16 protein-coding genes are annotated in these 23325 nt (G+C 55.8%); 8 read left to right on the top strand and 8 right to left on the bottom strand.

Annotated features, from left to right (window positions below; translation table 11 throughout):
* Positions 1 to 41: 41 nt before the first annotated feature.
* Positions 42 to 1148 carry a glycosyltransferase family 2 protein gene (locus FHX76_RS14775; protein ID WP_167152014.1) on the bottom strand — a complete coding sequence of 369 codons (1107 nt, stop codon included), beginning with the start codon at positions 1146 to 1148 and terminating at the stop codon, positions 42 to 44.
* A gap of 270 nt (positions 1149 to 1418) precedes the next feature.
* Here FHX76_RS14775 and FHX76_RS14770 point away from each other — a divergent pair, with 270 nt between their 5' ends.
* The 3 genes from FHX76_RS14770 (at position 1419) to FHX76_RS14760 (ending at position 9017) form a co-directional block, all read left to right on the top strand.
* Positions 1419 to 4229, top strand: coding sequence for a rhamnosyltransferase WsaF family glycosyltransferase (locus FHX76_RS14770; protein ID WP_167152012.1), 2811 nt, complete (start codon positions 1419 to 1421; stop codon positions 4227 to 4229).
* 90 nt (positions 4230 to 4319) lie between these two features.
* Positions 4320 to 6446 carry a hypothetical protein gene (locus tag FHX76_RS14765; RefSeq protein WP_167152011.1) on the top strand — a complete coding sequence of 709 codons (2127 nt, stop codon included), beginning with the start codon at positions 4320 to 4322 and terminating at the stop codon, positions 6444 to 6446.
* 87 nt (positions 6447 to 6533) lie between these two features.
* The gene (locus FHX76_RS14760) at positions 6534 to 9017 is read left to right on the top strand and encodes a glycosyltransferase (protein WP_167152009.1); all 2484 of its coding nucleotides are present in this window, start codon (positions 6534 to 6536) and stop codon (positions 9015 to 9017) included.
* Positions 9018 to 9049: 32 nt separating this feature from the next.
* Here the strand turns inward: FHX76_RS14760 and FHX76_RS14755 are convergent, their stop codons facing one another.
* From FHX76_RS14755 to FHX76_RS14740, 4 genes are all read right to left on the bottom strand, one after another.
* The gene (locus FHX76_RS14755) at positions 9050 to 10567 is read right to left on the bottom strand and encodes a DUF2142 domain-containing protein (RefSeq protein ID WP_167152007.1); all 1518 of its coding nucleotides are present in this window, start codon (positions 10565 to 10567) and stop codon (positions 9050 to 9052) included.
* Between the two features lie 90 nt (positions 10568 to 10657).
* The gene (locus tag FHX76_RS14750) at positions 10658 to 11044 is read right to left on the bottom strand and encodes a DUF2304 family protein (protein WP_167152005.1); all 387 of its coding nucleotides are present in this window, start codon (positions 11042 to 11044) and stop codon (positions 10658 to 10660) included.
* 12 nt (positions 11045 to 11056) lie between these two features.
* Entirely contained in the window at positions 11057 to 11785 is a 729-nt protein-coding gene (locus FHX76_RS14745) for a glycosyltransferase family 2 protein (RefSeq protein ID WP_167152003.1), read from the bottom strand.
* A gap of 40 nt (positions 11786 to 11825) precedes the next feature.
* Positions 11826 to 12710 (bottom strand): glycosyltransferase, encoded by an 885-nt coding sequence (locus tag FHX76_RS14740; protein ID WP_167152001.1) that lies wholly within the window; start codon positions 12708 to 12710, stop codon positions 11826 to 11828.
* Between the two features lie 147 nt (positions 12711 to 12857).
* Between FHX76_RS14740 and FHX76_RS14735 the strand changes: the two genes are divergently transcribed.
* The 3 genes from FHX76_RS14735 to FHX76_RS14725 are packed head-to-tail and all read left to right on the top strand — an operon-like array spanning position 12858 to position 16771.
* On the top strand, positions 12858 to 14123 hold the full coding sequence (locus FHX76_RS14735; protein ID WP_167151999.1) for a lipopolysaccharide biosynthesis protein: 1266 nt from the start codon (positions 12858 to 12860) through the stop codon (positions 14121 to 14123).
* 47 nt (positions 14124 to 14170) lie between these two features.
* On the top strand, positions 14171 to 15391 hold the full coding sequence (locus FHX76_RS14730) for an acyltransferase family protein (protein ID WP_167151996.1): 1221 nt from the start codon (positions 14171 to 14173) through the stop codon (positions 15389 to 15391).
* 6 nt (positions 15392 to 15397) lie between these two features.
* Positions 15398 to 16771, top strand: a complete 1374-nt coding sequence (locus FHX76_RS14725; RefSeq protein ID WP_167151995.1) for a hypothetical protein — start codon at positions 15398 to 15400, stop codon at positions 16769 to 16771.
* Positions 16772 to 16777: 6 nt separating this feature from the next.
* Here FHX76_RS14725 and FHX76_RS14720 read toward each other — a convergent pair whose 3' ends face one another.
* Entirely contained in the window at positions 16778 to 18091 is a 1314-nt protein-coding gene (locus tag FHX76_RS14720) for a UDP-glucose dehydrogenase family protein (protein ID WP_167151993.1), read from the bottom strand.
* A 162-nt stretch (positions 18092 to 18253) separates the two neighbouring features.
* Here FHX76_RS14720 and FHX76_RS14715 point away from each other — a divergent pair, with 162 nt between their 5' ends.
* Complete coding sequence (locus tag FHX76_RS14715; protein ID WP_167151991.1) at positions 18254 to 19291, top strand: glycosyltransferase; 1038 nt, start codon at positions 18254 to 18256, stop codon at positions 19289 to 19291.
* A 6-nt stretch (positions 19292 to 19297) separates the two neighbouring features.
* Here FHX76_RS14715 and FHX76_RS14710 read toward each other — a convergent pair whose 3' ends face one another.
* Positions 19298 to 20593: an O-antigen ligase family protein gene (locus FHX76_RS14710; RefSeq protein ID WP_167151989.1), complete on the bottom strand. Its 1296-nt coding sequence runs from the start codon at positions 20591 to 20593 to the stop codon at positions 19298 to 19300.
* 3 nt (positions 20594 to 20596) lie between these two features.
* The gene (locus tag FHX76_RS14705) at positions 20597 to 21943 is read right to left on the bottom strand and encodes an O-antigen ligase family protein (protein WP_167151987.1); all 1347 of its coding nucleotides are present in this window, start codon (positions 21941 to 21943) and stop codon (positions 20597 to 20599) included.
* Positions 21944 to 22005: 62 nt separating this feature from the next.
* Here FHX76_RS14705 and manA point away from each other — a divergent pair, with 62 nt between their 5' ends.
* The gene (gene manA / locus FHX76_RS14700; protein ID WP_167151985.1) at positions 22006 to 23241 is read left to right on the top strand and encodes a mannose-6-phosphate isomerase, class I; all 1236 of its coding nucleotides are present in this window, start codon (positions 22006 to 22008) and stop codon (positions 23239 to 23241) included.
* Positions 23242 to 23325: the final 84 nt, after the last annotated feature.

The raw sequence follows: 23325 nt of genomic DNA, 5'->3' as shown, positions 1-23325 counted from the left end.
TCGGTATCGCCGATATTAGGGCGAATGACTACCGTCCGCGGCTATCGTCGAAAGAGCGCTCGGACTTTGTCAGCTAACCGCACGACTCTACGATTGCGAAGTGCAACATTATCCCTCATCGTGGCCTCAAGTGACTTCGACTGATCCTGGAATCGCCTGTTTGCCTCGTGCAGTCGACGTTCATAGTCGTTAATTCGCTCTTCAGCAACAGAAAGTTGGAAAACGAGGGTTGTGCTCGCCGCTGGGAGAATTTCTGCCAGGGCTTCAACGTCGGTGTCGGGAATGGGGTCGTTCAAACGGTCTGCGAGTACAGTATCCCGAATGATGTGGCCGCTCGTGACGAGTTCCTGAAGCGACGTCTCTGTCAATGATCGTGCCAGATAGTGGGCAGGTAACGTGCCCTCGTTCAACCTGCGGTAGTCGCGCATACCATGGTGATTTGGGCTTGGCATGAGATCCGGATTTTCCTCGTACGCTTTGCCAGCGTTCCGTACCTTCTGCTCGAACTGGGCCCAGGAACGCCATGGGAAATGAAGCACTTCAACGGCAAACTCGGCCGAGGGCTCTCCTTGAGACTCAAGGCTCACCATGTGGTTACCTTGCACAACTTCCACATTGGGATCTGCGATATGAACGGCATTCGGACTTGAATGCGCAAGCATCCCTACCTTGGCGAGTTCTTGATTGCTGCGGAGGTCGCGATATACAAGTCGGTGGAGCCCCGAGCCGGACGAAGCCGGTAAGCCTGTCATATCGACAACATGAACCCCAAACGACTTGAGTTCTGTCGGGATGTGCTCGAATGCTTCTTTGAGCGTTAGCTTTCGGTCAACCGGCATCCAGAACTCATCGGCGTCAGCATTAATAACCCAAGTTGCTCCATGAATTGTCGCAGCATCCCGAGCCATTTGTGTCACAACTTTTGATTGTTGCTTACGATGGAGGGGATCGTGGCGGAGGTCAACAAACCCGAGTGCTGCGTATTTTTCTAGAATTTCTCGGGTGCCGTCGACTGAACCGTTGTCCGTTGCCACGATCAAATCGACACCCTGGCGCTGGTGATGCGTAATCATCGCTTCGATGATGTCCGCCTCGTCGCGGACCATTAGCGTCATAACGAGTTTCATTTCTGAAGAAGATCCTTGCACTGATCGGAACCGGTAGCTGGCACCAGACTTTATACAGCTTCACAAAGAAGAAGCATTGTTACAATCGTATCGACGCGCCGCGCAAAAGCATATTTTGTGCGAAAGCGCTCGTCCATATGTTTTGATTTCCAACGACTGCCATAATCGTGCGAGAAGGGGCTGACTCTTTTGTCTTTGCCTAAGAGAATTGTTCACCAACTTCGAGGCGTTCTCCCTCCAGAGTCGAAAGCTCGTCGTTCCGTGGGAGCCGTATACCGCGGTGTTCGGCACATGCCGGTCACTTATCGGCAAACGGGTATCAACCTCGAACGCACGAACCCGAGTAAAACCGGGCTAGACGATTATGAAGATTGGCTCCAACAGGAAATACGAATTGGCCAGGTGCTTCCAAAAGCGACGGTTGACGTCTCGTTCCAAATTGTCGTCTTGACGGATGCTGCTTCTCTGTCACTGGTCGATACGACGAGGAGATCAATTATTGATGCGGCTGAGGGATTCACCTCAGTCCGCGTCACAGAAGCTAACGTTGTCTCCGAGATTGACCCGCAGCAGATCGATTCTGCCGCTGATTTTGTACTTGTTCTTGATGCAGGTTCGGTGCTCAGGAGCGACGCTCTTCGTGAGATAGCGGTGGCATATTCCATCGACCCCGAAGCAAAACTGATTACGTTTGACTCCGATCAGGTGACGGCAAAGGGCAAACGAGTGCAGCCCTTCTTCCGGCCACAATGGTCACCGGAGATGTTGCTTGGTGCCAACTACGTTGGTGCAGCTGTTGCTTTTAACCGGTCGGTTTTTGCAGCCCATCCAATTAAGACGTTTGCTGCCAGAGACCGCTGGAAGCTTCTTCTTGAACTCAGCTTGGAGGGGCACTCCTCTACCCATCTTCCGAAGGTGCTCCTCTCAGAGCCTGAATCACCAGCGGCTCGGCTCACCGCTGATGACGCCTCAATGGTGAAAGCAGTACTCAAAGCACACGGTGAAGAGAGCTCCGTGAGTGTTGCTGGTGCTGTTCTCCGTGTGCTCCCAGAGCCATCAGTTTTACCATCTGTATCTATCGTCGTTCCGACGCGGCACTCGCGCCAAAATCTCCTTCGCCTGCTCCCGAGCCTTCGCAAGACGGACTATCCCGACATCGAACTTGTTGTGGTGGATAACGGCGGTGAGTCAGATGAGAACAACGATTGGTACTCGGAGCAGCTTGACGGTCTTGACGCATCCGTTAAATGGTGGACCGAGCAGCCCTTCAATTACAGCAGAGTCAACAACTTCGGTGCGGCAAGCGGTCGCGGGGAAGTAATTCTGTTTCTTAACGACGACACGGAGATTGTTGATCCCTCCTGGCTACGTCAGATCGTCGGACATCTCTTGCGAGACGGAGTCGGCAGCGTCGGCCTCCAAATGCGCGAGGGACATGGGCTCATTCAGCACGCCGGGGTCATGATCGGGCCGGGTGGCTTTGCCGACAACCTGTTTGCCGGCATGGAACCACACAGCGAAACTCTTATCGGACCAACGGACTGGTACCGCAACTCACTTGCCACAACTGGTGCATGCGTTGCCCTTCGCCGCGAAGATTTTGACGAAGTCGGAGGTCTTGACGAGCGTTTCATTCTGATGGGAAGTGACGTTGTTCTTGGTCTTGACCAGGTCATTAAGGGACGAAGAAATGTTGTCATTCCTTTTGACCTGGTGCGCCATTATGAATCGCTCACCCGAGGTTCGACGGTGCCTGAAAAGGATCTCTATGCGAGCTACTGGCGTTATTACCCGTGGTTGCAGCGGGGTGATCCATACGTTTCGGAAAACGTCTGTCGTCTAACCTCGACACCAAAATTCCGTTACGAGTATGACCCAGAACCCGTCGATCTCGCACTTCGTGGGCTTGGGCGTCCCATTCGGAAACAGGCTCAGACGATGGGAATCTCGGCAGAAGCCATCGCCTTGAGCTCTACAGCATCGATCACGCGACAGACCGTTGCAGCAGTACATGCAAGCCACGCCGAGCACTCCGAGCCGTTTGAGATCAAAACGATCAACTGGTTTATTCCCGAAATTGATATGCCGTTTTTTGGTGGGCTCAATACGGCATTCCGTCTCGCGCATAAACTATCTGTCGAGCATGGCGTTCACAATCGCTTTGTTGTCCTCGGTGAGCCTAACGAACTGTTCTTGCGGACCGCCCTTGACGCAGCGTTTGCTGGTCTTGGAACGAACTGCTCTGTCGCGTTTTACAACGGTACTGACGAGGAACTTGCCCGGGTTCCCGCAGCGGATGCAGCTGTTGCGACGCTGTGGCTGACCGCAATTCATGTGGCAAAGGCGAAGGACATCAAGCGGCGTTTTTACCTTGTTCAGGATTATGAACCCGAGTTCTATCCGGCGAGCTCCATGTTTGCGATGGCGGAGGAGTCATACCGCCTTGGCTTGTACGGTTTGTGCAACACAACAAGCATGCACAAGGTCTATACCGAGGAATACAACGGCAAAGGCGTTGCCTTTGTGCCTGCCGTTGACAGAACGATTTACCACCCAGAGGGCCGCCGTGTGAAAACGGATGAAGACCCAGTTACGATTTTTGCGTACGCACGCGACCACTTCCGAAACTGTTGGGAATTGGTCTATGCCGCCCTGAGCCGGGTGAAAGAAGAATACGGTGACCGGGTCAAGGTCATTGTCGCGGGTGCTCGGTATTTGCCGCCAACCGCAAACTTCCTTGACCTTGGACTAATGGATTATCGGGCCACCGCTCGGCACTATCGGGATACAGATATCGGAATTACGATGCAGATTTCGAGGCATCCTTCATACTTGCCGCTCGAACTGATGTCGTGTGGGGTTCCCATGGTCGCTCCAGACAGCGAATGGTTCACTTGGATCTTCGATGACGGCAAGAACTCGTCGCTTACGATGCGATCTGTTGACGATATGGTTTACAACTTGAGTCGGTTGATCGAAGATTCTGAGCTCCGCGCCTCGCTCAGTAAGGGTGCATTGGATACCATCGATAAGAACCATTCTGATTGGGACGCGGCGCTCGGAGGGATTTACTCCTACCTGTGCAACCCAGAAGGAAAATAGGCGGTCGGCTGCTCGGTCGGCTCGGTCGGTTCTTCGTCCGGGCGAAGTGTCAGGAGCGCGATAAGCCGCTGATCGCTTAGCATTGACCCTATGCGATTAGACGGCTTGCAAAAGAAAAGACGAACTTCCTGGATCGCCCGGATTCTGGTTGGGGTGCTTTTTGTTGGCGCGATCGCGGCCGGAAGCGCAAGCACTGCGGATCCCGCAGAGGCGACGCTGGTCGGGTTCGACCCCGGCAACATCATCAGTGATGAGGTCTTTTTTAACGGCAGCGCAATGACGGAAGCGCAAATTCAGTCGTTCATGAACGGCAAAGTTCCTACGTGCGTAGCAGGCTACACCTGTTTGAAATCGTATAAACAGACGTCAAACACGGTTGCGGCCAACGCGATGTGCAAACAATACGTGGGGGGAGCCAACGAGTCGACTGCTCGCATTTTGTATAAGGTTGCACAGGCTTGCGGCATCAACCCCCAGGTGCTCCTCGTGACTCTTCAGAAGGAACAGGGGCTCGTCACCGCTACTGCTCCCACCGCTGATAGATACACGATTGCCATGGGATTCGCCTGCCCAGATACGTCTGTCTGCGATACCCAGTACTACGGCTTCTTTAATCAGGTTTACATGTCGGCATGGCAATTCAAACGTTATACAAACCCTCCAGGTACTGCTGCGACTTTTACCTGGTTTCCAGTCGGCAAATACAGCAACGTCGGATATCACCCGAACGCTGCGTGCGGCTCGACCCCGGTACTCATCAAGAACAAGGCCACTGCTGGTCTCTATTACTACACGCCATATCAGCCGAACAAGGCAGCTTTGGATGCCGGATACGGAGCGGCTAATAACGCTTGTTCGTCATATGGAAACCGCAACTTTTATAACTACTTCACGGACTGGTTCGGTAAGACGCAGGTAGACGGGGACTCACCAATGGGTGCCGTCGAAGCTGTGACTCCAACTCTGAACAAAGCAACAGTTACCGGCTGGGCTTTTGACCCGAATACCACGGGTCCAATAGACGTCCACATGTACATCGGGGGAACCTACGACAGTACGGGACGCTGGGGCGGTTCGACCTCTGCAAAGCTTTCGAACGCATACGTTCAAAAGAACTATCCCAACATGGGAGCAAATCATGGTTTCTCGTTTACATTGTCGAACATCACCAAAGCAGAGCAGGTGTGCCTCTACGCAATAAACGTCGGCGCGGGGTCAAATCAACTGATTTCTTGCCAGTCGGTAGGCCCTCGAACTGGTCCGCCGTTTGGAAACTACGAGAGCTTGACCAGAAGCGGCTTGACTGCAACAGCTAAGGGTTGGGCAATAGACCCAGATACCGCTGGACCAATTCAAATCCATGCCTATTTGAACGGCGTCGCGGGAGTCGGCACATGGGGCGGGCAAACAACTGCGAATGTGAATCGACCGGATGTTCAGCGTGTGTACCCTGAATATGGTGCCGGCCACGGATTCGTGATGAACATCGGGATTCGACCGGGCACAACGTCTGTGTGCCTGTACACGATTGACCCCCAAGCTGTCTCGAATACGTTCCTCGGATGCAAATCCGTCTCTACCGCAAGCGGGCCGCCGACCGGAAACTTTGAAGCCATTACGCCGGTTCCTGGAGGGGCCATCGTGAAAGGATGGGCACTCGACCCCGACACTGTTGATCCTATTGACCTTCATCTGTATGTAGACGGCAATTGGGGTGGCGTTGTCAAAGCGAATACCTCGCGGCCTGACGTCGGAAGGGCGTATCCTGGATACGGCAACAACCACGGGTTTGAAAGCACCCGCACTCTCTCAGGCGGACAGCATCAGGTCTGTGTCTTTGGCATCAACGTCGGTGGCGGATCTAATCAGCTCCTTGGATGTAAAACGGTCAATGTTCCCGGCGGAGACCCGTTTGGCAACTATGAGTCTGCAACCGCCAATGGAGCGAATGCGACCGTGAATGGCTGGGTGATTGATCCTGATGTCGTCGCGCCCATTGAGGTTCATGCATATGTGAACGGCGGTTGGGGCGGAAGATTCGTTGCGAACCAGAATCGCAACGATGTTGGCCGTGCCTACCCTGCGTACGGTCCTGCACACGGTTTCTCCGCGAACATAGCGTTGAAGCCCGGCAGAAACGAGATCTGTCTGTACTCGATCAATGTTGGCTCCGGGACGACAAACCCCCTCATGGGTTGTCGAGTGGTGAACAGGTAACTTCACACCATCGCTGTGACGCAGCGGTGGCTCAGCGCGGATTGGTAGGATTTACCGGTTCATGTGAATTTGGAAGGTTTGTGACGGATGACGTCAGTACGTACCGGAGTAGTCTCCGTGATTTTGGTCAATTTTCGGGGCACCGACGACACCCTTGACGCGATTCGAAACCTGCAATCGATCAACTGGCCGAGCGAGCGTCTTGAAATTGTTGTTGTTGAGAACGCCTCCGGTGACTCGAGCGCTGAACGGCTTCGTGCTGAGGCAACTGGCATCACCCTGATCGAGTCAAAGACGAACCTTGGTTTTGCTGGCGGATGCAATCTTGGGGTAGCAAAGAGCTCAGGCGAATATGTTGCATTCTTGAACAACGATGCAAGGCCCGATGTTGAGTGGATCAGTGCAGCCGTCCGGCGGTTTGAACAGTCTCAGAAGGTCGGAGCCGTGGCCAGCAAAGTTTTGGACTGGGAAGGCGAAAAGGTCGATTTCATCGGAGCCGCGCTCACCTGGTACGGCATGGGGTATAAGCCGCTGACTGCTGAAGCTGTTCCGAGCGTGCCAGACTCGACGGCCGACGTTCTCTTTGGAACCGGCGCGGCGATGTTTGTCCGTCGCTCTGTATACGACCAACTTGGTGGTTTCGACGAACGCTACTTCATGTTCTTCGAGGATGTCGATCTCGGCTGGCGATTGAACCTTGCCGGCCACCGATTTGCCTATGAGCCAGGCTCGGTTGCCTTCCATAAGCATCACGCATCAATGAGTAAGTTCGGTGCGTTCAAAGAGACTTACCTTCTCGAACGCAATGCGCTCTTTACCCTGTACAAGAATCTTGGACAGGAATCGTTGCACGAAAATCTTGCCGCCGCGCTTGCGTTGTCGGCCAGAAGGGCGGTCGCACGAGGCGAGCTGGACTCCACATCGTTTGACCTTCGAAAAGGAGGCAACGATGCTGAGACACAAGAGGTATCCAAGAACACACTTGCCACGTTATACGGGGTCGACCAGTTTGTTGCGGAACTCCCATCGCTGAAGGAATCTCGTGAACAGATCCAATCGACGCGTGTTGTCGCGGACAACAAGATCTGGAAACTATTCGGTGAGACCGATGCGCCAGCTTTTCCAGGAGACTACTTTCATGAGGGCTATTCGAACCTTGTAAACACGTTTGCTGTGCTCGACGGGCCGAAAGTGCGCAAGGTCCTCGTGATTACCGGCGACCCAATCGGACCGAAGATGGCCGGCCCCGCAATTCGTGCGTGGAACATGGCTGATGCACTGTCAGCCGCCAACGAGGTTACTCTCGTTTCTCTCGCAGGGGTGAAGCCTGTTGATGCTGCGTTTGACGTTGTTCATGTTGCTCCCGGCGACGAGAAAGGCATGAAACGACTGGAGCAGTCACACGATGTCATCGTGTTCCAGGGACTCGCTATGGCGCTCTTCCGCTGCATCAGGGAGACAAAGAAGATTCTGGTTTGCGATGTGTACGACCCGATGCACCTTGAGCACCTTGAGCAGGGGCGCGAGCATGGCAGCGTCGAATGGACTCGGCAAGTTTCTTCTGCAACTGACGTCATCAACGAGCAGTTGGAACGAGGAGACTTTTTCTTGTGTGCCTCCGAAAGGCAACGGCACTTTTACCTCGGCCAGCTTGCTGCCCTCGGCCGCATCAATCCAGCCAATTACGAGAATGATCCAGATCTCGACGGTCTGATCAGCGTTGTACCCTTCGGCCTGGACCGAACTCCGCCCACTCACGAACGTGACGTGCTCAAAGGCGTGTGGCCTGGCATCGGCAGCGACGATCGCGTCCTCCTCTGGAGCGGTGGACTGTATAACTGGTTTGACCCTAAGAACCTCATCCGGGCCGTTGCAAAGCTCAGCGAGAAACGGTCAGGGGTCCGCCTCTTTTTCCAGGGCACCAAGCATCCTCACCCCGGTGTTCCTGAGATGGCGATCGTCGCGGAGTCACGGGCGCTTGCCGCTGAACTTGGTGTGCTTGATGTCAACGTCTTTTTTAATTCGTCCTGGGTGGACTATGCAGACCGTCAAAACTTCTTGACAGAGGCCGATGCAGGGGTGAGCACGCATTTTTCGCACGTGGAGACCACCTTCTCGTTCCGGACGCGTATTCTCGATTATCTCTGGGCTGAACTTCCGATGGTTGTTACCGAAGGCGACCACTTTGCTGAGCTCGTTAAGTCTCAGGAACTTGGTGTTGTCGTTCCATCCGAGGATGTGCCTGCTCTGACGGATGCGCTTGAAAAGGTACTCTTCGATACGGAGTTTGCCGAGGCCGCGCGCGAGAATATCCGGGTCGCCAGGGAATCCTTTTTCTGGGACAGAGCCCTCGAACCACTCGTGAGCTTCGTGAATTCAGCGCATTACGCCGAAGACCGTGTGCTTGCAGGCACCGCTGGACTCGAGGCATCCTCAAACAGCAGCGGTCGCCAGATTCGTAAACGGAAACATGGCATTGCGAAAGACATCGATCTTGTCTTCTTCTACCTGAAAAACGGTGGGCCAAAGGTGCTGGTGCAGAAGATCCAGCGGCGGCTGCGCAGAGGCTAGCCTGTCGAGAAACCGGTGACAGCGTCCGAGCGTTAGGCGCGTACCGGTTGCTTCGCCGGCTGTTTATCTGTCTCCAAGCGAGATCCGAGGTCTTCATCGTTTGCAACTGCCCTGAGTAGGACAACGGTTGCAACAAGAGACGCAGCAGAGTAGAGCGCAAGCACGCCCCATACTCCAAGCGGAGGCACCCACTCAGGGTGGAGCAGTGCAGTGTGCCAGCTGACGTCCATCCCTGCCGTAAAGCGGGCAAGCACCTGAAGGAACGCGGCAATCTGCGTCGCAAAGATCGCGACCAGCACGATCGTGAGCGCCCTGCGGTGGATACCGAGTGGCAACTGGGCAATAGCTTTCCCGGAAAATGCGACCATGCTAAACATCACCATGGCAAACAGTGGGAGCGCGTAACGACCCTGCCAGATAATTCCACCGCCGGTGATGTAGGCGCCCTGGACAAACGCGGGGATGATCAAGAATCCAACCATGAGCAAGCCTGTTACAAACAGCGGTCGTCGTTTGAGAACGGTCAGCGAGAGCAGGATGAACGCGCTGATCACTCCACCCCACACAAAGAAAACAACCGAGGGGGCTTCCACTTCCAACCAGCCGAACGAGCCCAGCAAGCTTTGATTCATTTCGAAGAAGCCAGTGATCATAATTCGGAACCCGACGTGGAACGGTTCTCCCTTAGCTGGGAACTGCAGATCGCTGTTGATTCCCTCGGCGCCGCCGTTGAGCGACCCTGAGACCGCAATCCAGTAGAGTGCGAAGGCCATTGCCAGCCCAACAAGGACAATCGTTATGACCACGGCTTTGCGCTTGAAGAGAGGCCAAACTTCACGCCATGGTGCCATACACAACGGAAGGAGCAGTGCGATCGCCATCCACAAGGGGGAGAGGCCTCTGGTGTTTCCCCCGATAGCGGCTGCAAGGACAATAACGACGCAACGTTCAGCGAGTAACGGGATATGGGTCTTTCGCTGCAACACAATTGACAGCATCGCAACGAAAACGGCAAGCGTTGCGCTGGTCTCGACTGCGTTGGGGTTGAGCGCCCCGCCGAGGAACAGCATCGACGGTGTCAGCCCGAGGGCCACGCCAATAGCCGCGTATGCCCGTGGTCGCCAACTCCACGCCATCGCCACTGCAGCTGCAATGAAGAATGACGTGAGGATGGCGCTGACAATTCGCATTGCGTAGATGCCGCTAATGTCGTTGAATACCAGGGACGGTAACCCAACGATTGCGTAGTAAATGGGGTTATATTGGCCCGCAGTTGTTGTCGAATCAACTATGGTCGAGTCGTTCGCTCCGTCGAGGTCTTGGCACTGGGCTGAACGATCCTCTTGAAAGGCCGTACATGTAATTTCTTGGGACAGCGCAATGTAGCGAGGTACCTGTACGATATGCCCAGCTGTGCCTGGTTCGCCAACGAACTGACCTCGAACGACAGAAGCAGCTTTTACGATATGAGCAGGCTCGTCCATTGACGCTGAAAGCGGGACCATGAGGGCCCAGGACGCCATCAACACGGAGACAATGCTCCACGCCAAGAAGAATATCCTCCATCTGCCATCACGTCGTCGTTTCGGTGTCGTACTGTTTGCTAGTGTTTCAATTTTCTCAGAGACGGGCACAGCGGGTTATTCCTTGTCTGAAGTATCCGTGAGGGGAGCATTTAGCTGATCCTCGAGAGCCCGCACTCGCATTGTCAGTAGCGCAGATTCTTCATTGAGCCGTCGGGTCTTGTCTTCAAGGGTCGTGAGCTCGGAGCTATGTTGAACGCAAATAAGCACGAGTAGTGCGATGCTGACAAAGAACACCAAATTTGTTGGTACTTCGACGCCGGCAATTCCCGCGGCCCAGTCAACAATAGACGGAAAAATGGCGATGATGAGGCCAAGGATGCCTCCGGTGATCCACCAGACAGCGTGCCGTTCTCGAAGCCTATTTCTGCGAAGTAACTCGACAACCACCGTGAGAGCGGCAACTGCCGCGATGATGCCAAAAATGTATGTTGCTGTACTCACAGAAAACCTAGCTTAGGACGAGAAATGCGTGTTGGGCTTTGGGCGAAGATATGCAACGACCAGAGCCATCATGGCACGGCCGAGGTACACCGCAGATTTAAACGGAGCATGTGATGGGGTTCCTCCAGCACGAGGGCGCATCTCGGCTGGTACCTGTCGAATGGTCAGGCCGGATTTGCCTGCGATGACAAGCGCCTCGATCGTGTCGCCCAAGTATTCTGCCGGGTAGGTCTCAGCAAATAACTCCAGAGCCCGCGGCCCGTTTGCTTTTAGGCCTGAAGTAGTATCAGTGAGTTTTGTTTGAGCCGTGTGGCTGAGCACAGCGGAGAGAAACTTCATCGCCCACTTTCGGGGGCCGCTAACGGTGTAGTTTCCTTTTCCTGCGAAACGCGCACCGATGACGATGTCGGCATCCGTGAGGCCAGCGAGCAAATCAGGAACCGAATCGGGGTTATGTTGGCCATCGGCATCGATTTGTACGGCTGCTCGATATCCGTTGTGTACGGCGTACTTGAAACCTACTCGCATCGCGCCACCAACCCCAAGATTAAATGGAAGTTCAGCGACGAATGCCCCGGCGTCGCGCGCGATCTTGGCGGTGTCATCTGAAGAACCATCGCTGACGACGAGGCATGCAACGCCAGGTAGTTTCTGGTATACCTCACGGATCACGTCTCCGATGACGGCCTCTTCGTTAAAAGCGGGCATCACAATGAGAGTGTTTGCCAGTGAGTGGGTCATATTTCGATTCTAAGGGACGAATAGGTGTTGTCTTTGGCACTTACCTGCTGAAGGCGTGGTTAAGCAAGGCGCGAAAACCTTTTGGGTCCTTTGCCTTGGCGGCCTCCGGCAGTCGAGAAAGCGCGTGGAGTCGTGAGGAGACATGCAAGCGTGAAGCCCGTGCTGCCCGACTCCAGCCGAGCGACGAGAGCGTCGAAGCGGTGTCGCGAAAGAACTGCTTCTCCTCGCTAAAGCGTGTTCCATCGTTTGCGGTCCACGATGAAGCGCTCTCGCCATGCCGCCGGTACTCGAAAGCAACCTCGTCGCTGGTCATGAGGGCGCCCCCTGCCATCACGATGTCGAGCTGCAGTGCCAAATCGAGAACAATCTCGAGATGCGGTTGGAACCCGAAGGTGCGGAGTTCAGCTGCATTCCAGCAGATGGCTGGGAAGTAGGTCCAGTTTCCACGAAGCAAGCTTCGAGCAAAGTCTTCTCCGTCGAGCTGTGTCGGCGTGCTGACCGCCGGCTTGTACCATTTCTTCACCCTGTCGCTGAGTGGAAGAACCGGTGTGCCTGCATCGTCAATTACTCGGACGTTTGGTTGAACATAGGCTGGACTCTTGCCTGCAGCGATGAGCGAACGAACAGTGGCTACGTAGTTGGGGAGCATTCGGTCGTCACAACCCATGATCGTGCCGTATTCGTTTGTCATGAGCTCGATACTGCGGCGGAAGTTTCCGTTGATGCCCAGATTTGTGTCATTCAGTATGTACTGGATGCGGTCGTCCCCGAGGGAGTTCAACCATTCGGCAGGATCCCAGTGAGGAAAACGGTCATTGATAACGACAAGTCGCCAATCCCTGTCGCTCTGCGTGATGACGCTCTGAACAGCCTCCCTGAATTGCGCGGGATCGCCGTAAAAAGGCATCATGATGTCAATGGTCATTGGAGGTCTTTCATCGCCGAAGGGCTCGCGAGTGGAGCTGTGTCTCGTTCGACCCTACCTCTTCTGAGTCGTTGTCAGCCGTGAGCATGCCTCGTTTGTCTCCTTTTTGCCGAATTCCCAGCGAAGCCGGGGGTAGTGTGGATCATTGTGAGTAAACAGACAAACGGTATAGGTGCGTCGGCAAATGGCGCGCAGTTTGTGCTCGCCGGGACAGTCATCGCAGGGATCTCAAGTTTTGCCGTACTGATGATTGTGGCTGGATCGATCGGCGCCGAACGAAACGCTGTGTTCAGCGTGCTCTGGTCGACGCTTTTTTTGGTCGTGGCCGTCCTGTTCGGAGTTCAGCAAGAAACGACCCGTGATACGGCGCGGCGGGCGACCTCGACGGAGCAGAGCCTGCCTCTGCGCACGTCCCTTGGTGTTCTTGGCCTCGCGATCGCCGGCATAACCGTTGTCGTTCTCTTGCTCAGCTCGTTTGCCTGGTCAAGCACCGCATTTGGCGTTGGCAATGAAGTACTTATCTGGCCTGTTGTTGTCGGCTGCGCGTCCTACGCACTAGTCGCGACCTTCAACGGAGTGTATGCCGGTGCCTCACTATGGAAAGAGTTTGCGCTTATCCCCGTGATCGATGGTGTATTGCGGCTCCTTATGATCGTTGCTGTCCTGCCATTCAGCCATGACTTCACGGTGTTAGCTTGGGCCGTCGCGCTCCCGTTCCCACTTTCTGTCGGTATCGTACTTGTGCTCTCCTGGCGGGAGATCACACCATTTCTTCGCTCAGATCGTACATATGCTCAGCTGGCCATCAACTGCGCGAAAACGGTAGGGGCATCCGTTGGTGCAGCAGTACTCATCAACGGTTTTCCCCTCATCTTGAAGCTCACCGTTGGTGAGGCGGATGCCGCACTCCTTGGTGCTTTCTTTATGGCGCTGATGCTGACTCGGGCGCCGATTTTGGTGCCACTCATGGCCCTACAAAGTTTGCTGGTGACGAAGCTCAGCGCCGTTCGAGGAAGCCTTTGGCCGTTGCTGGCTAAGCTCTATCTTGGCATCGGCATTATCGTTGCGATTCTTGTGGGCGCGACCTGGGTTGTCGGGGCGCAAGCCTTCGAGTTCTTTCTTGGAGAAGAGTTTGTGCTTCCTCAGAGCGTGCTGCTTCCGCTGGTCGCGTCGTCCGGTTTCCTTGGTGCATTGTGTATCTCGGGATCCGCAGTCCTATCCAGGGACCAGCACACAAGCTACGCTGGCGGATGGATAGGCGCGGCAGTCGTCGCCCTCGTTGTTCTTGCCCTTCCGTCTGGCGGAGTCGAGGCGCGAGCAATTACAGCTCTGTGTGCAGGGCCGTCTGTCGGAGTCATGATTCACCTGGTGTCACTGGCACGGGCATCACACGGCCGATTAAACGCCGAATAGTTTTCGATCTTCATACCGTTTTACACACCAAGCCAAGGAACAACGTGTTGACAACCGCATCCAAACCGAAACGATACCTCGGAAGGCCGTTCGACCAGAGGAACAACAGCCTGAACCTCATTCGGCTCCTGCTTGCGTTGCTCGTGTTGTTTGCCCACACGTATTTTTTGATTGGGGCTGGTCCGGGACCGCTCTACGGCGGCATCCATTATGGCACGTGGGCAGTTGCCGGGTTTTTTGTAATTAGCGGGTATCTCATTACGGGTAGCACGATCCGAAATCCGTTAGGAAGCTATCTGCTGAATCGGGCCGCACGAATTGTTCCTGGGTATTACGTCTGTCTCATTATGATGGTCGCATTCTTTGCGCCCATTGGATACTTCAAAGCCCACGGAACACTCGGCGGCTATCTCACAACGGGGCCAACGCCCTTCGACTTCTTGCTTGAGAACTTTTTGTTCCGGGGCCCCGTGTACCCAATTGCGGGAACTCCTTCAGACATTCCATGGCCGGACGCGTGGAACGGGTCGCTATGGACCCTGTACTACGAACTCATTTGCTACATGATTATCGCGTTTCTCTGCCTGTTTGTGTTCATTAGGAAATCCCCGTGGGCCATGCTTGTCTTGTTCCTTGGAAGCGTTGTCGTTTGCGCATATTCTGAGCGACTGAGTGTGCTCTTTCAGAGCAGTGAAGTGTTCCTATCACTTGCCACGCTCGTGCCATACTTCTTGGGTGGTGCCCTGCTCTATTTCTTGAGCAAGTGGATCGGTATGCACCTGTGGGTTGGGCTTGGGTCTGTCGTTATTACGCTCGCGTGTATGTGGTTTATCCCCACCTGGGGCGGCCAGATTGCCGCGCCGTTTATGGCATATGCGCTGTTGTGGATCTCGTCGTGGCTTCCGCAACCAACATTTGTGAAGAACAACGATATGTCGTATGGAACGTATATTTACGCGTTCCCTGTCCAGCAGATGCTTGCCGTCTTTGGACTCAGTGTGCTCGGCAGCTGGGCATTCACCGCTGTGGCAACTGTGATTACTCTTCCCCTTGCATACGCAAGCTGGCGGTTCGTTGAGCGACCAATGATGCGTCGTGCCAGACGATCAACCGCGGTCTTAGACGGTAAAGCCAAGTTGCCCGTTGCCCTGGACGACGGTGAAGCCGTAGCCAAGTACGAAGCAGGGGAGAAAGCATCTCAGCCTCAGAACGCGCCTCAGCTCCGCCCGGATGATTCGAGAAAATACGACATGGAAGCTCCCGGGTAGGCACATATGAACCAGCTCACGGCCAAACTGGCCATTCGCAAAACTCCTCTGGGAGCAAAGGCCTCAGCGCTCATCGGAATCATTTTGGTTGCCTTGAGCATGTTGTTCGTCGGTGTGCATGTTTCGCAGCACACAAAGGTCTCGCCTGTTGACGAGTTTGTGTACATCGATTATCTGGCTAAGATTCCCGAGCAGGGTGTAGTTCGACAGGGTGAGCTATCGGGACCGTTTGCACGGAATTACCTGGACTGTCATGGGCTTGCCGTGTTCGAGTGGGATGTCGCGGATCGATGCGCCCTCAAAGACACAGCTGACTCGAACGACTACCCGAATCATGGCTACACCTCGGCAGACATTTATACCCCTGCCTATTTTGCGGTGACCTGGGTTCTCGCTCAACCGATTCAGTGGATCACCGGCACCGACCTGGTCTTTGCCGGACGTTTGGTCGGTGGCCTTTGGCTCGGCGGAGCAGCCGTGTTTCTGTTTGCCGCCCTGCGCCGAGCGAGAGTCTCAACGGTGTTGGCAGTTGCGGCGCCGGTGATGATGATCGGCTCCCTCCCTACGTGGTGGGCAAATACGTTTATCAGTACGGATGCGACCGCATTATTGGCGGGGTCTGCGTTACTTTACCTGGCTATGCGTTTTCTTGATGATGGAAAACGAGGCTGGATGCTGGCCCTGACATCCGTTCTTGCCGTGATGCTCAAAATGCAAAACTACCTTGGTGTTGTCGCCGCTGGGCTTGTCATTGTCATTTCGCTATTCGTCGGTTGGCTCAACACACGTGGAGTCGGGGGCAACCGGTTTTGGGTGTTTATTCGAAGCGAGAAACGCTTCCGATCGGTCGTCCTCATGCTTGTGCTACCGCTTGTCGCCCAGATCGTCTGGATGCTTGCCAGGGCAGCCTTGTCACTCGGTAGCTCTCCTGATCAAGAGGTTTCGCAGGCCCTTGATAAGGCTGCGCTTGTTCGTGAATTCCTGAATTTCTTCGACCACCCAACCACGGGTGCAACAGAAACGTCTACCTTCGGGACAGCGGGTATTCTCATTGCGTCGATTTCAGGGTGGCTGATTGTGGCCGCAACGATCGGGCTTACCGTTGTCCGCAGGAAAGCCGATTGGTCTTTGGGAAGTAGCGTTTCATTGGCCTACCTCATCGCGACGTTTGTCGGCGGGCCTGCGCTCGCCATCGCGACAACGGCCATGGTGGGATACTATTTCCCGCTCCCACCGCGCTACGCCTTGTCCGTGTTGCCGTTCGCCTTGTTCGCGGTCTCGCTGCTGTTCGATGTCAATCGAGTATGGCGCTGGATCATCGGCATCATGGCCGGTGGGTTCTTCGTTGCAAGCCTCGTAATGCAGGTTTCCTGGAGCTAAGCGACCCTAGGGGCGTCCGAGCCCGATGTATGTCCAACCAGCTTCACGCCAGTCGCTTGGTGCGAGCGCGTTGCGTGCGTCGATGATGGTGGGTGTCTTGACGCGCGCGTGAATCGCCGTCGGATCGAGCTGCACAAACTCGGGCCACTCCGTGGCAAGAACAACAACCTCTGCATCTGTGAGGGCAGCGTTGATATCTGTGGTCGTCGTGAGCTGGGGATGAAGCTGCTGTGCTCGAGGCACGGCTGCCGGATCCACTGAGACAACGTTCACTCCCGCATCGTGGAGTCGAAGCGCGACGTCAAGTGCGGGGGAGTCTCGCATATCGTCGGAGTTTGGTTTGAATGCGAGACCGAGGACGACCGCGCGTTTGCCTGTTGGATCGGTTCCGAGCTGAGCGAGCGCAAGTGCGGCCACGCGTTCTCGTTGACGGAGGTTGATGCTATCAACCTCGCGCAAGAAGTTCAGCGATGAGCCAACTCCAAGTTCGTCTGCCCGTGTGGCAAAAGCGCGGATATCTTTTGGTAAGCAGCCGCCACCAAAACCAACGCCGGCGTTCAAGAAACGACGTCCGATTCGGTTGTCGTGACCGATTGCATCGGCTAAGTCCGTGACATCGGCGCCAACAACGTCTGCAATCTCAGACATGGCGTTTATGAATGAGATCTTGGTTGCCAGAAAGGCGTTTGCGGCGACCTTGACAAGCTCAGCGGTTGCAAAATCGGTAGGGATGAGAGGCGTGCCATCGGCAAGAGGCGAAGCGTAGACCGCATCGAGCTGGGCCTTCGCCCGCTGTCCGCGCTCCCCAGCCGCAAGGCCATACACGATTCGGTCGGGGTGCAAGGTGTCTCCCACCGCGAACCCTTCGCGGAGGAATTCGGGGTTCCACGCCACAGTGGCACCGGTTTCGGCTTCGTCAAGGATCTCCTGGAGCGCCTCGGCTGTTCCCACCGGAACGGTTGACTTACCAACGAGAACGTTGCCGGCTGAGAGGTGCGGCAGTAGCTCGCGTGTTGCCCCAAATACATAGCTGAGGTCGGCGCCGTCTCCCTCAACTGATTGTGGGGTCCCAACGGCGAGGAAGTGCACCTCAGCTCCTGCTGCAGAAGCCATTGTTGAGCTGAAAGACAGCCGTCCTGAATCAAGTGCTTCCCTCAAGATCTCAGGGAATCCTGGTTCAAAAAACGGTGGAATGCCAGCATTAAGGGCCGCTATCTTCTCAACGTCAACGTCGATGCCGACAACATCGTGTCCAAGTGTTGCCATGCAGGCGGCGTGGACAGCGCCGAGGTAACCACAACCGATGACAGAGAGTCGCAAGGGTTGGTCCTCCGAACGTAGTTGATGGGCCCTCAGAACAGTCGCAGGCCACGAGTGAAACAGGCCTGAGAGAACAAGCCCACCTTGTATCTTACTAATCGGTTCGACCGGTACCTGACGGCCGCGATAATGTAGATGGATGCCCTGCCTAGGAACATCATCATGAATGAGTCGAGTCGAGAGCTACCCGTTGAGCATGACGACTCGTGTTCAACCGTCTCTGTTGCGCTTGGTACCTACAACGGGGCGGCCTATCTTGAAACGCAGCTCCTCAGTATTCTGACGCAGACACGCCCAGTGAGCCAGATCGTTCTGTCTGACGATAACTCGTCTGATGACAGCGTCGCGATCGCGAAGGCAGTGGTTGGTCGGCACAATGAACGTGGTGGGGCGCCAGTCCAGTTGGTAGTTCTCGAAAACTCTGTGAACCTTCGAGTTACAAAGAACTTTGAGCAGGCGATTCGGGCCTGCACCGGTGACCTGGTCTTGCTGTCAGATCAGGACGATACCTGGCATCCAACGAAGGTCTCTCGCCTCACGGAGGTACTCTTTTCGCCGACGGGCCAGGCACCGCTGCTGGCGTTTACGGATGCTCGTCTCGTGGATGAGCGCGGTCATCCGCTCGGCCTCACGCTGTTTGAGGCAATCGAGGTGAGTGCTTCGGAGCGGGCAGAGGTCGCCTCTGGTCGAGCGTTTGAAGCGTTGCTTCGGAGAAATCTTGCCACGGGCGCGACTGTTGCATTTCGCCGTGAGCTGTTGACGCATGCCCTTCCGATCCCGGAAGAATGGGTGCACGATGAGTGGCTCGCCGTGATTGCGGCAGCCGTTGGCAGCGTGGCGATTGTTGATGAACCACTGGTGGATTACCGGCAACATGGTGCAAACGTGATCGGTGCGAGGCAACAAAGCTTTTGGCAGAAGCTTCGCAAACTTGTAAAACCGCGTCGTGATCGCAATCGACGACTCTTCGACCGTGCACGAACGCTTGCCCCTCGGCTGCAGGATCTTGAAGGTGTGAGCGACGAACGGCGGTTAGCCGCCCAGCAGAAGCTAGAACACGAGACGGTTCGCATTCGCCTTCCTCGCTCACGATTTGGGCGGATTCGCCCGATTCTACGTGAGCTGAAGACCGGCCGATACAGCCTGTACGACTACGGGAAAAAGGACGCCGTTCGAGATTTCTTGCAGCCAGACCGTTGAACGGGTCTACGGCGAGAGGTCCGCGAGTGTTGGGCGCAGACGATTTCGCCACGACATGTTTTGGGATGCTGCGGAAGCCGCGATAACGAGCAGGAGCCAACCAGCTCCCGTCAGTATTGTGCTTTCGGCGAGTGATGTGATGCTCAGCGCAACGAGGACAAGTGACGGCCACAGGTAGACAACGCTCTGACGACTTGTAGCGACAAGGAGCGATCGGACGAGGGCAACAACGAGCAGCACCACAAAGAGGGCAAGGCCAACAAGGCCGACTTGGAGATAGAGATCAAAGAATGCCCCAAGCGCTGACTGGTGGCGTGTGCCGTCATCGAAGTTGATCGCAAAATATGGCTGCACGCCATTTGGCCACGCACCGACCCAGCCCCAACCTTCGAGTGGGTGTTGGCGAGCGGTATCCATGACCGATTGCCAGAGTGTGAGTCGCGTCTCGAGCTCCTTGGTTGCCCTGAGCTGGGTAACGATGGGGCTGCGGAACATCCACGCGAGGAATGCCGCAAGCGCGGCACCAGTGAAGAACACGATCTGCCAATTTCTGCGTTCCGCCAGTGGCCGGCGTCGGATGGCCATCATGGCAAGCAACGTCACCGCCACGCAGAATGCTACGCCGATTTGAATGGCTGAACCAGAAAAGAGCAGCAACGCTGTTGCCAGCACAATTGAACCCCACGCGAGACCCGGAGGCACTGAGCGGGTTCTCCACTCGATCCCAAAGGTGATGAGGGCAATTACCGCAACAAACGCGAGGTCGTTACGACTGCCAAAAATGCCCTGGATAGGACCACCCTGAGCGAGGTGCCCCTCGATGCCAAGAAACACAATCGGCATGTCAATCAGGAGGCCAGATAGGATCTCGAGCCCAAGGGAGACACCGAGGAGCACACGGAGTGCGTTTCCGAGTGCCCTGACCATCTGAATAACGTCACGGAAGGCGCCAATGTACAGGCCGAGTAGCGCGACTCCGATCTGAAAATTCAGAGCGCTCAGGGTCGCACCTGTCTTGCTTGTCCACGCCACGCTGAGGGCGCACCACAAGACAAAGACCACAACCGTCAGTGGGATTCGCTCTGACCAGCTGACCTCGCGGTGCTGGCTGATCGCCGAGAGGAGTGCAGCCACAACCAGCGTTGCGACCATCGCGGAGAAGCCCGGGTTGCCGAGCATCCGAATCAGAGCGTGTGAGGAAAAGAGCGTGCCAAAGATGACCGTCGTCAGGATCGACGAGAATTCGGCGCTCCCAAAGAACCGCTGTGCCGCGGCAATTGGATCGGGGAGGGAAGAGGTCATCGGCTATCGCAGCGGTACATCGCGCCAGGCCGGGATTGGCTCGTCACCGGAAGTAGACGGAACAGCAAAGTCAGTTTTGGTTTTGATAGCAAGCACGGTCAGCAGGAGCCAGCCGCCTTCGCTGAGGATACGGCTCTCGCTCAGTGACTGCACGATCAGCGCAACCATGATGAGGAGGGGGAGCAACGTGGATGCCGCGTACGGGAGCACCTCGCCTGGGTACCGTTGTGGCCGATCTACGGCCCTGAACCAGGAACGCCAGAGCGTCAGTCCAACGAGAAGGGCAAAGATGACAAGCCCGACGATGCCGAGCTGGAACCAAACATCAAGCCAGGCGTTGTGTGCGTGGGGGACAGGAAGCCCGTTCCTGGTGTAAAGACTCTTAAACGGCTCGACCCACGTTGGCCAATAGCTGACCCATCCCCATCCAAAGGCCGGGCGCTGTTCAGCGAGTTGAGTAACTGCCTCCCAAATGTCGATTCGACCGGTGAGATCACTGCTCTTGCCCAGCAGCCCAAGCAATGGTGTCCGCAGTAGCCACACAAGGGGAACCGAAAGAATTGCGATGCCACCAAATGTGAGATAGAGCGGACGCCGGGCTTCGGGGCCAACCGTGCGCGCCCACAACGCGAATGCGAGTGCGACGAGAACAACTACGAGCGCGATGATGACCGTTGCAGGTCGGGTGAGGGCAAGCGTGAGCGCCGAAACGCACAGCCAGAACACCCCAGGAACGAGCCTGATGCTCCGCCCAGCAACCTGGATGCCAAAGACGATTAACCCGAGCAGGGCAAGGAACCCGAGAAGGACACTACTGCCAACAAGCCCTTGAATTGGTCCGCCGGAGAAGAGGAGATCGCGGCTCCACCACAGGAGCGGCGACACCTTGCCTTCTGGGCGCTCCATCCACAACGGCAACAGCTTTTCGCCGACAACAACACTCACATAGAGTTCAAAGAGGAGCGAGAGCCCAAGGAGATAACGCAGGGATGTGCCGAGGGCACGAATCAGTTCCGGCCAGGTCAGCACAAACGCAATCGAGATAGCGGCGATCGTGGTCAAGATCTGCGCGGTGGCCCCAAGAATCGTTTCGGCGCGGTACGCAGACCACGCGATCGATGCGGTCGCGAGCAGCAAAAAGAGGATAAGCGACTTCGGGAGGCGATACCAGCGAAAGCGTTCTGGCCGAACTATCAGGAATGCGACGGCGTTGAGTGCCACAATGATGACCGTCAGAACAACATATGCAGGCCAACCGATCAGGTTGCGCACGCCGTTTCCCCCGAGCGCATAGGCGAAGGTGGTGATGGCAAGGGCGCTGATCGCCAATCTGGTTTTCGCGTCGCTCATGATTCGAGTGTAATCCGCAGAACGGTCAGACGCGGTTGGTATGGTCTTTGGGGAGGCAAAACATGCTGGTGCAGATAGCAAATACAACGCGTGATTATGCGTGGGGTTCGACGTCTGCCATCCCCAAAATCCTCGGGCTGCCAGTTTCGGAGGTTCCGCGCGCCGAGCTTTGGCTTGGTACTCATGAGCGGTCTCCAAGTTGGGTCGTCCATCCGGACGGTGCGAACGAAGCGCTTGGTTCGTGGTTGGCGCGCATGGGCTCGCCGACGGCTCCCCGGTTCTTGATGAAGATTCTGGCGGCTGCGCGTCCGCTCTCCTTACAGGTGCATCCGTCAACGGAGCAGGCCATAGCGGGATACGAACGTGAGGATGCCGCTGGCATTCCTCTTGACGCAGATCACCGCAACTACCGAGACCGTTCGCATAAGCCCGAAGTTGTTGTCGCGTTGAGCGAGACGTTTGAAGCGCTTTCAGGGTTTCGCCCGCTGGCCGAGGTTGCCAGTGAGCTGCAGTATGTCCTTGCGGAGACTGCTACGAATGGTTCTCCCCAGTTTGCTGAGGCAGCGGCATCGGTCGCCCGCTTTCTTTTTGACATCGAATCAGAGTCGGACACCTTGGCGGAAGAGGCCAGACGTCCCGCGCTCACAGACTGGCTATTCTGCGCGGATAATGACGTGTTTCAGCTGCAGTCGTCGCTTGAGCGTCTTGTTCGCCACTTGGCTCAGGGCGAAACTGTTTCGCCAAACCTCGTGACGTTTCTTGACCTCAGTACTCGCTACCCGGGTGACCCTGGAGCCTTAATCTCTCTCTTGCTCCACCGAGTCACCCTTCATAAGGGCGAGGCCCTGTTCCTGCCAGCTGGGAATATTCATGCGTACCTCGAAGGCACCGGGGTCGAGGTGATGGCGTCCTCTGACAATGTTTTGCGTGGCGGTCTGACCGCAAAACACATTGACACTGCGGAACTCTCACGAGTGCTGGATTTTTCAACGCTGCCGGTGCCGCTCCTCGCACCGACTGACGTTTCACCAGGGATAACAGCGTGGCAGCCAGCTGTGGACGACTTCTGTGTGTGGCGAGCGACTCCCTCGGCAAACGCACCGGTAAGTGTCATCTGGCAAGGAACACTGTTTGGCATCGTTGTGGAAGGCTCCGTTGTCGTGACGACACCTGAGTCTTCACTCACACTTGTTGCCGGGCAATGCTTCGCTGGGCTGCTCAAACATCCCGAGGCGGCTCTTCTCGTGAGCGGCAGTGGCACCGTGTTTGTTGCAACTGCGGGCACACAACCTGCCTAGTCAGTGTGACCGTTGACGTCACGATTGCTTCCCTACGGCGTGTCGCGCGGCAATCGAACTTTTTATTTTGCTGACGTATTGATG

Origin of the sequence: Lysinibacter cavernae, assembly GCF_011758565.1 — a bacterium.
GTDB lineage: Bacteria > Actinomycetota > Actinomycetes > Actinomycetales > Microbacteriaceae > Lysinibacter > Lysinibacter cavernae.
This window is presented reverse-complemented; position numbering and strand designations above follow the sequence as displayed.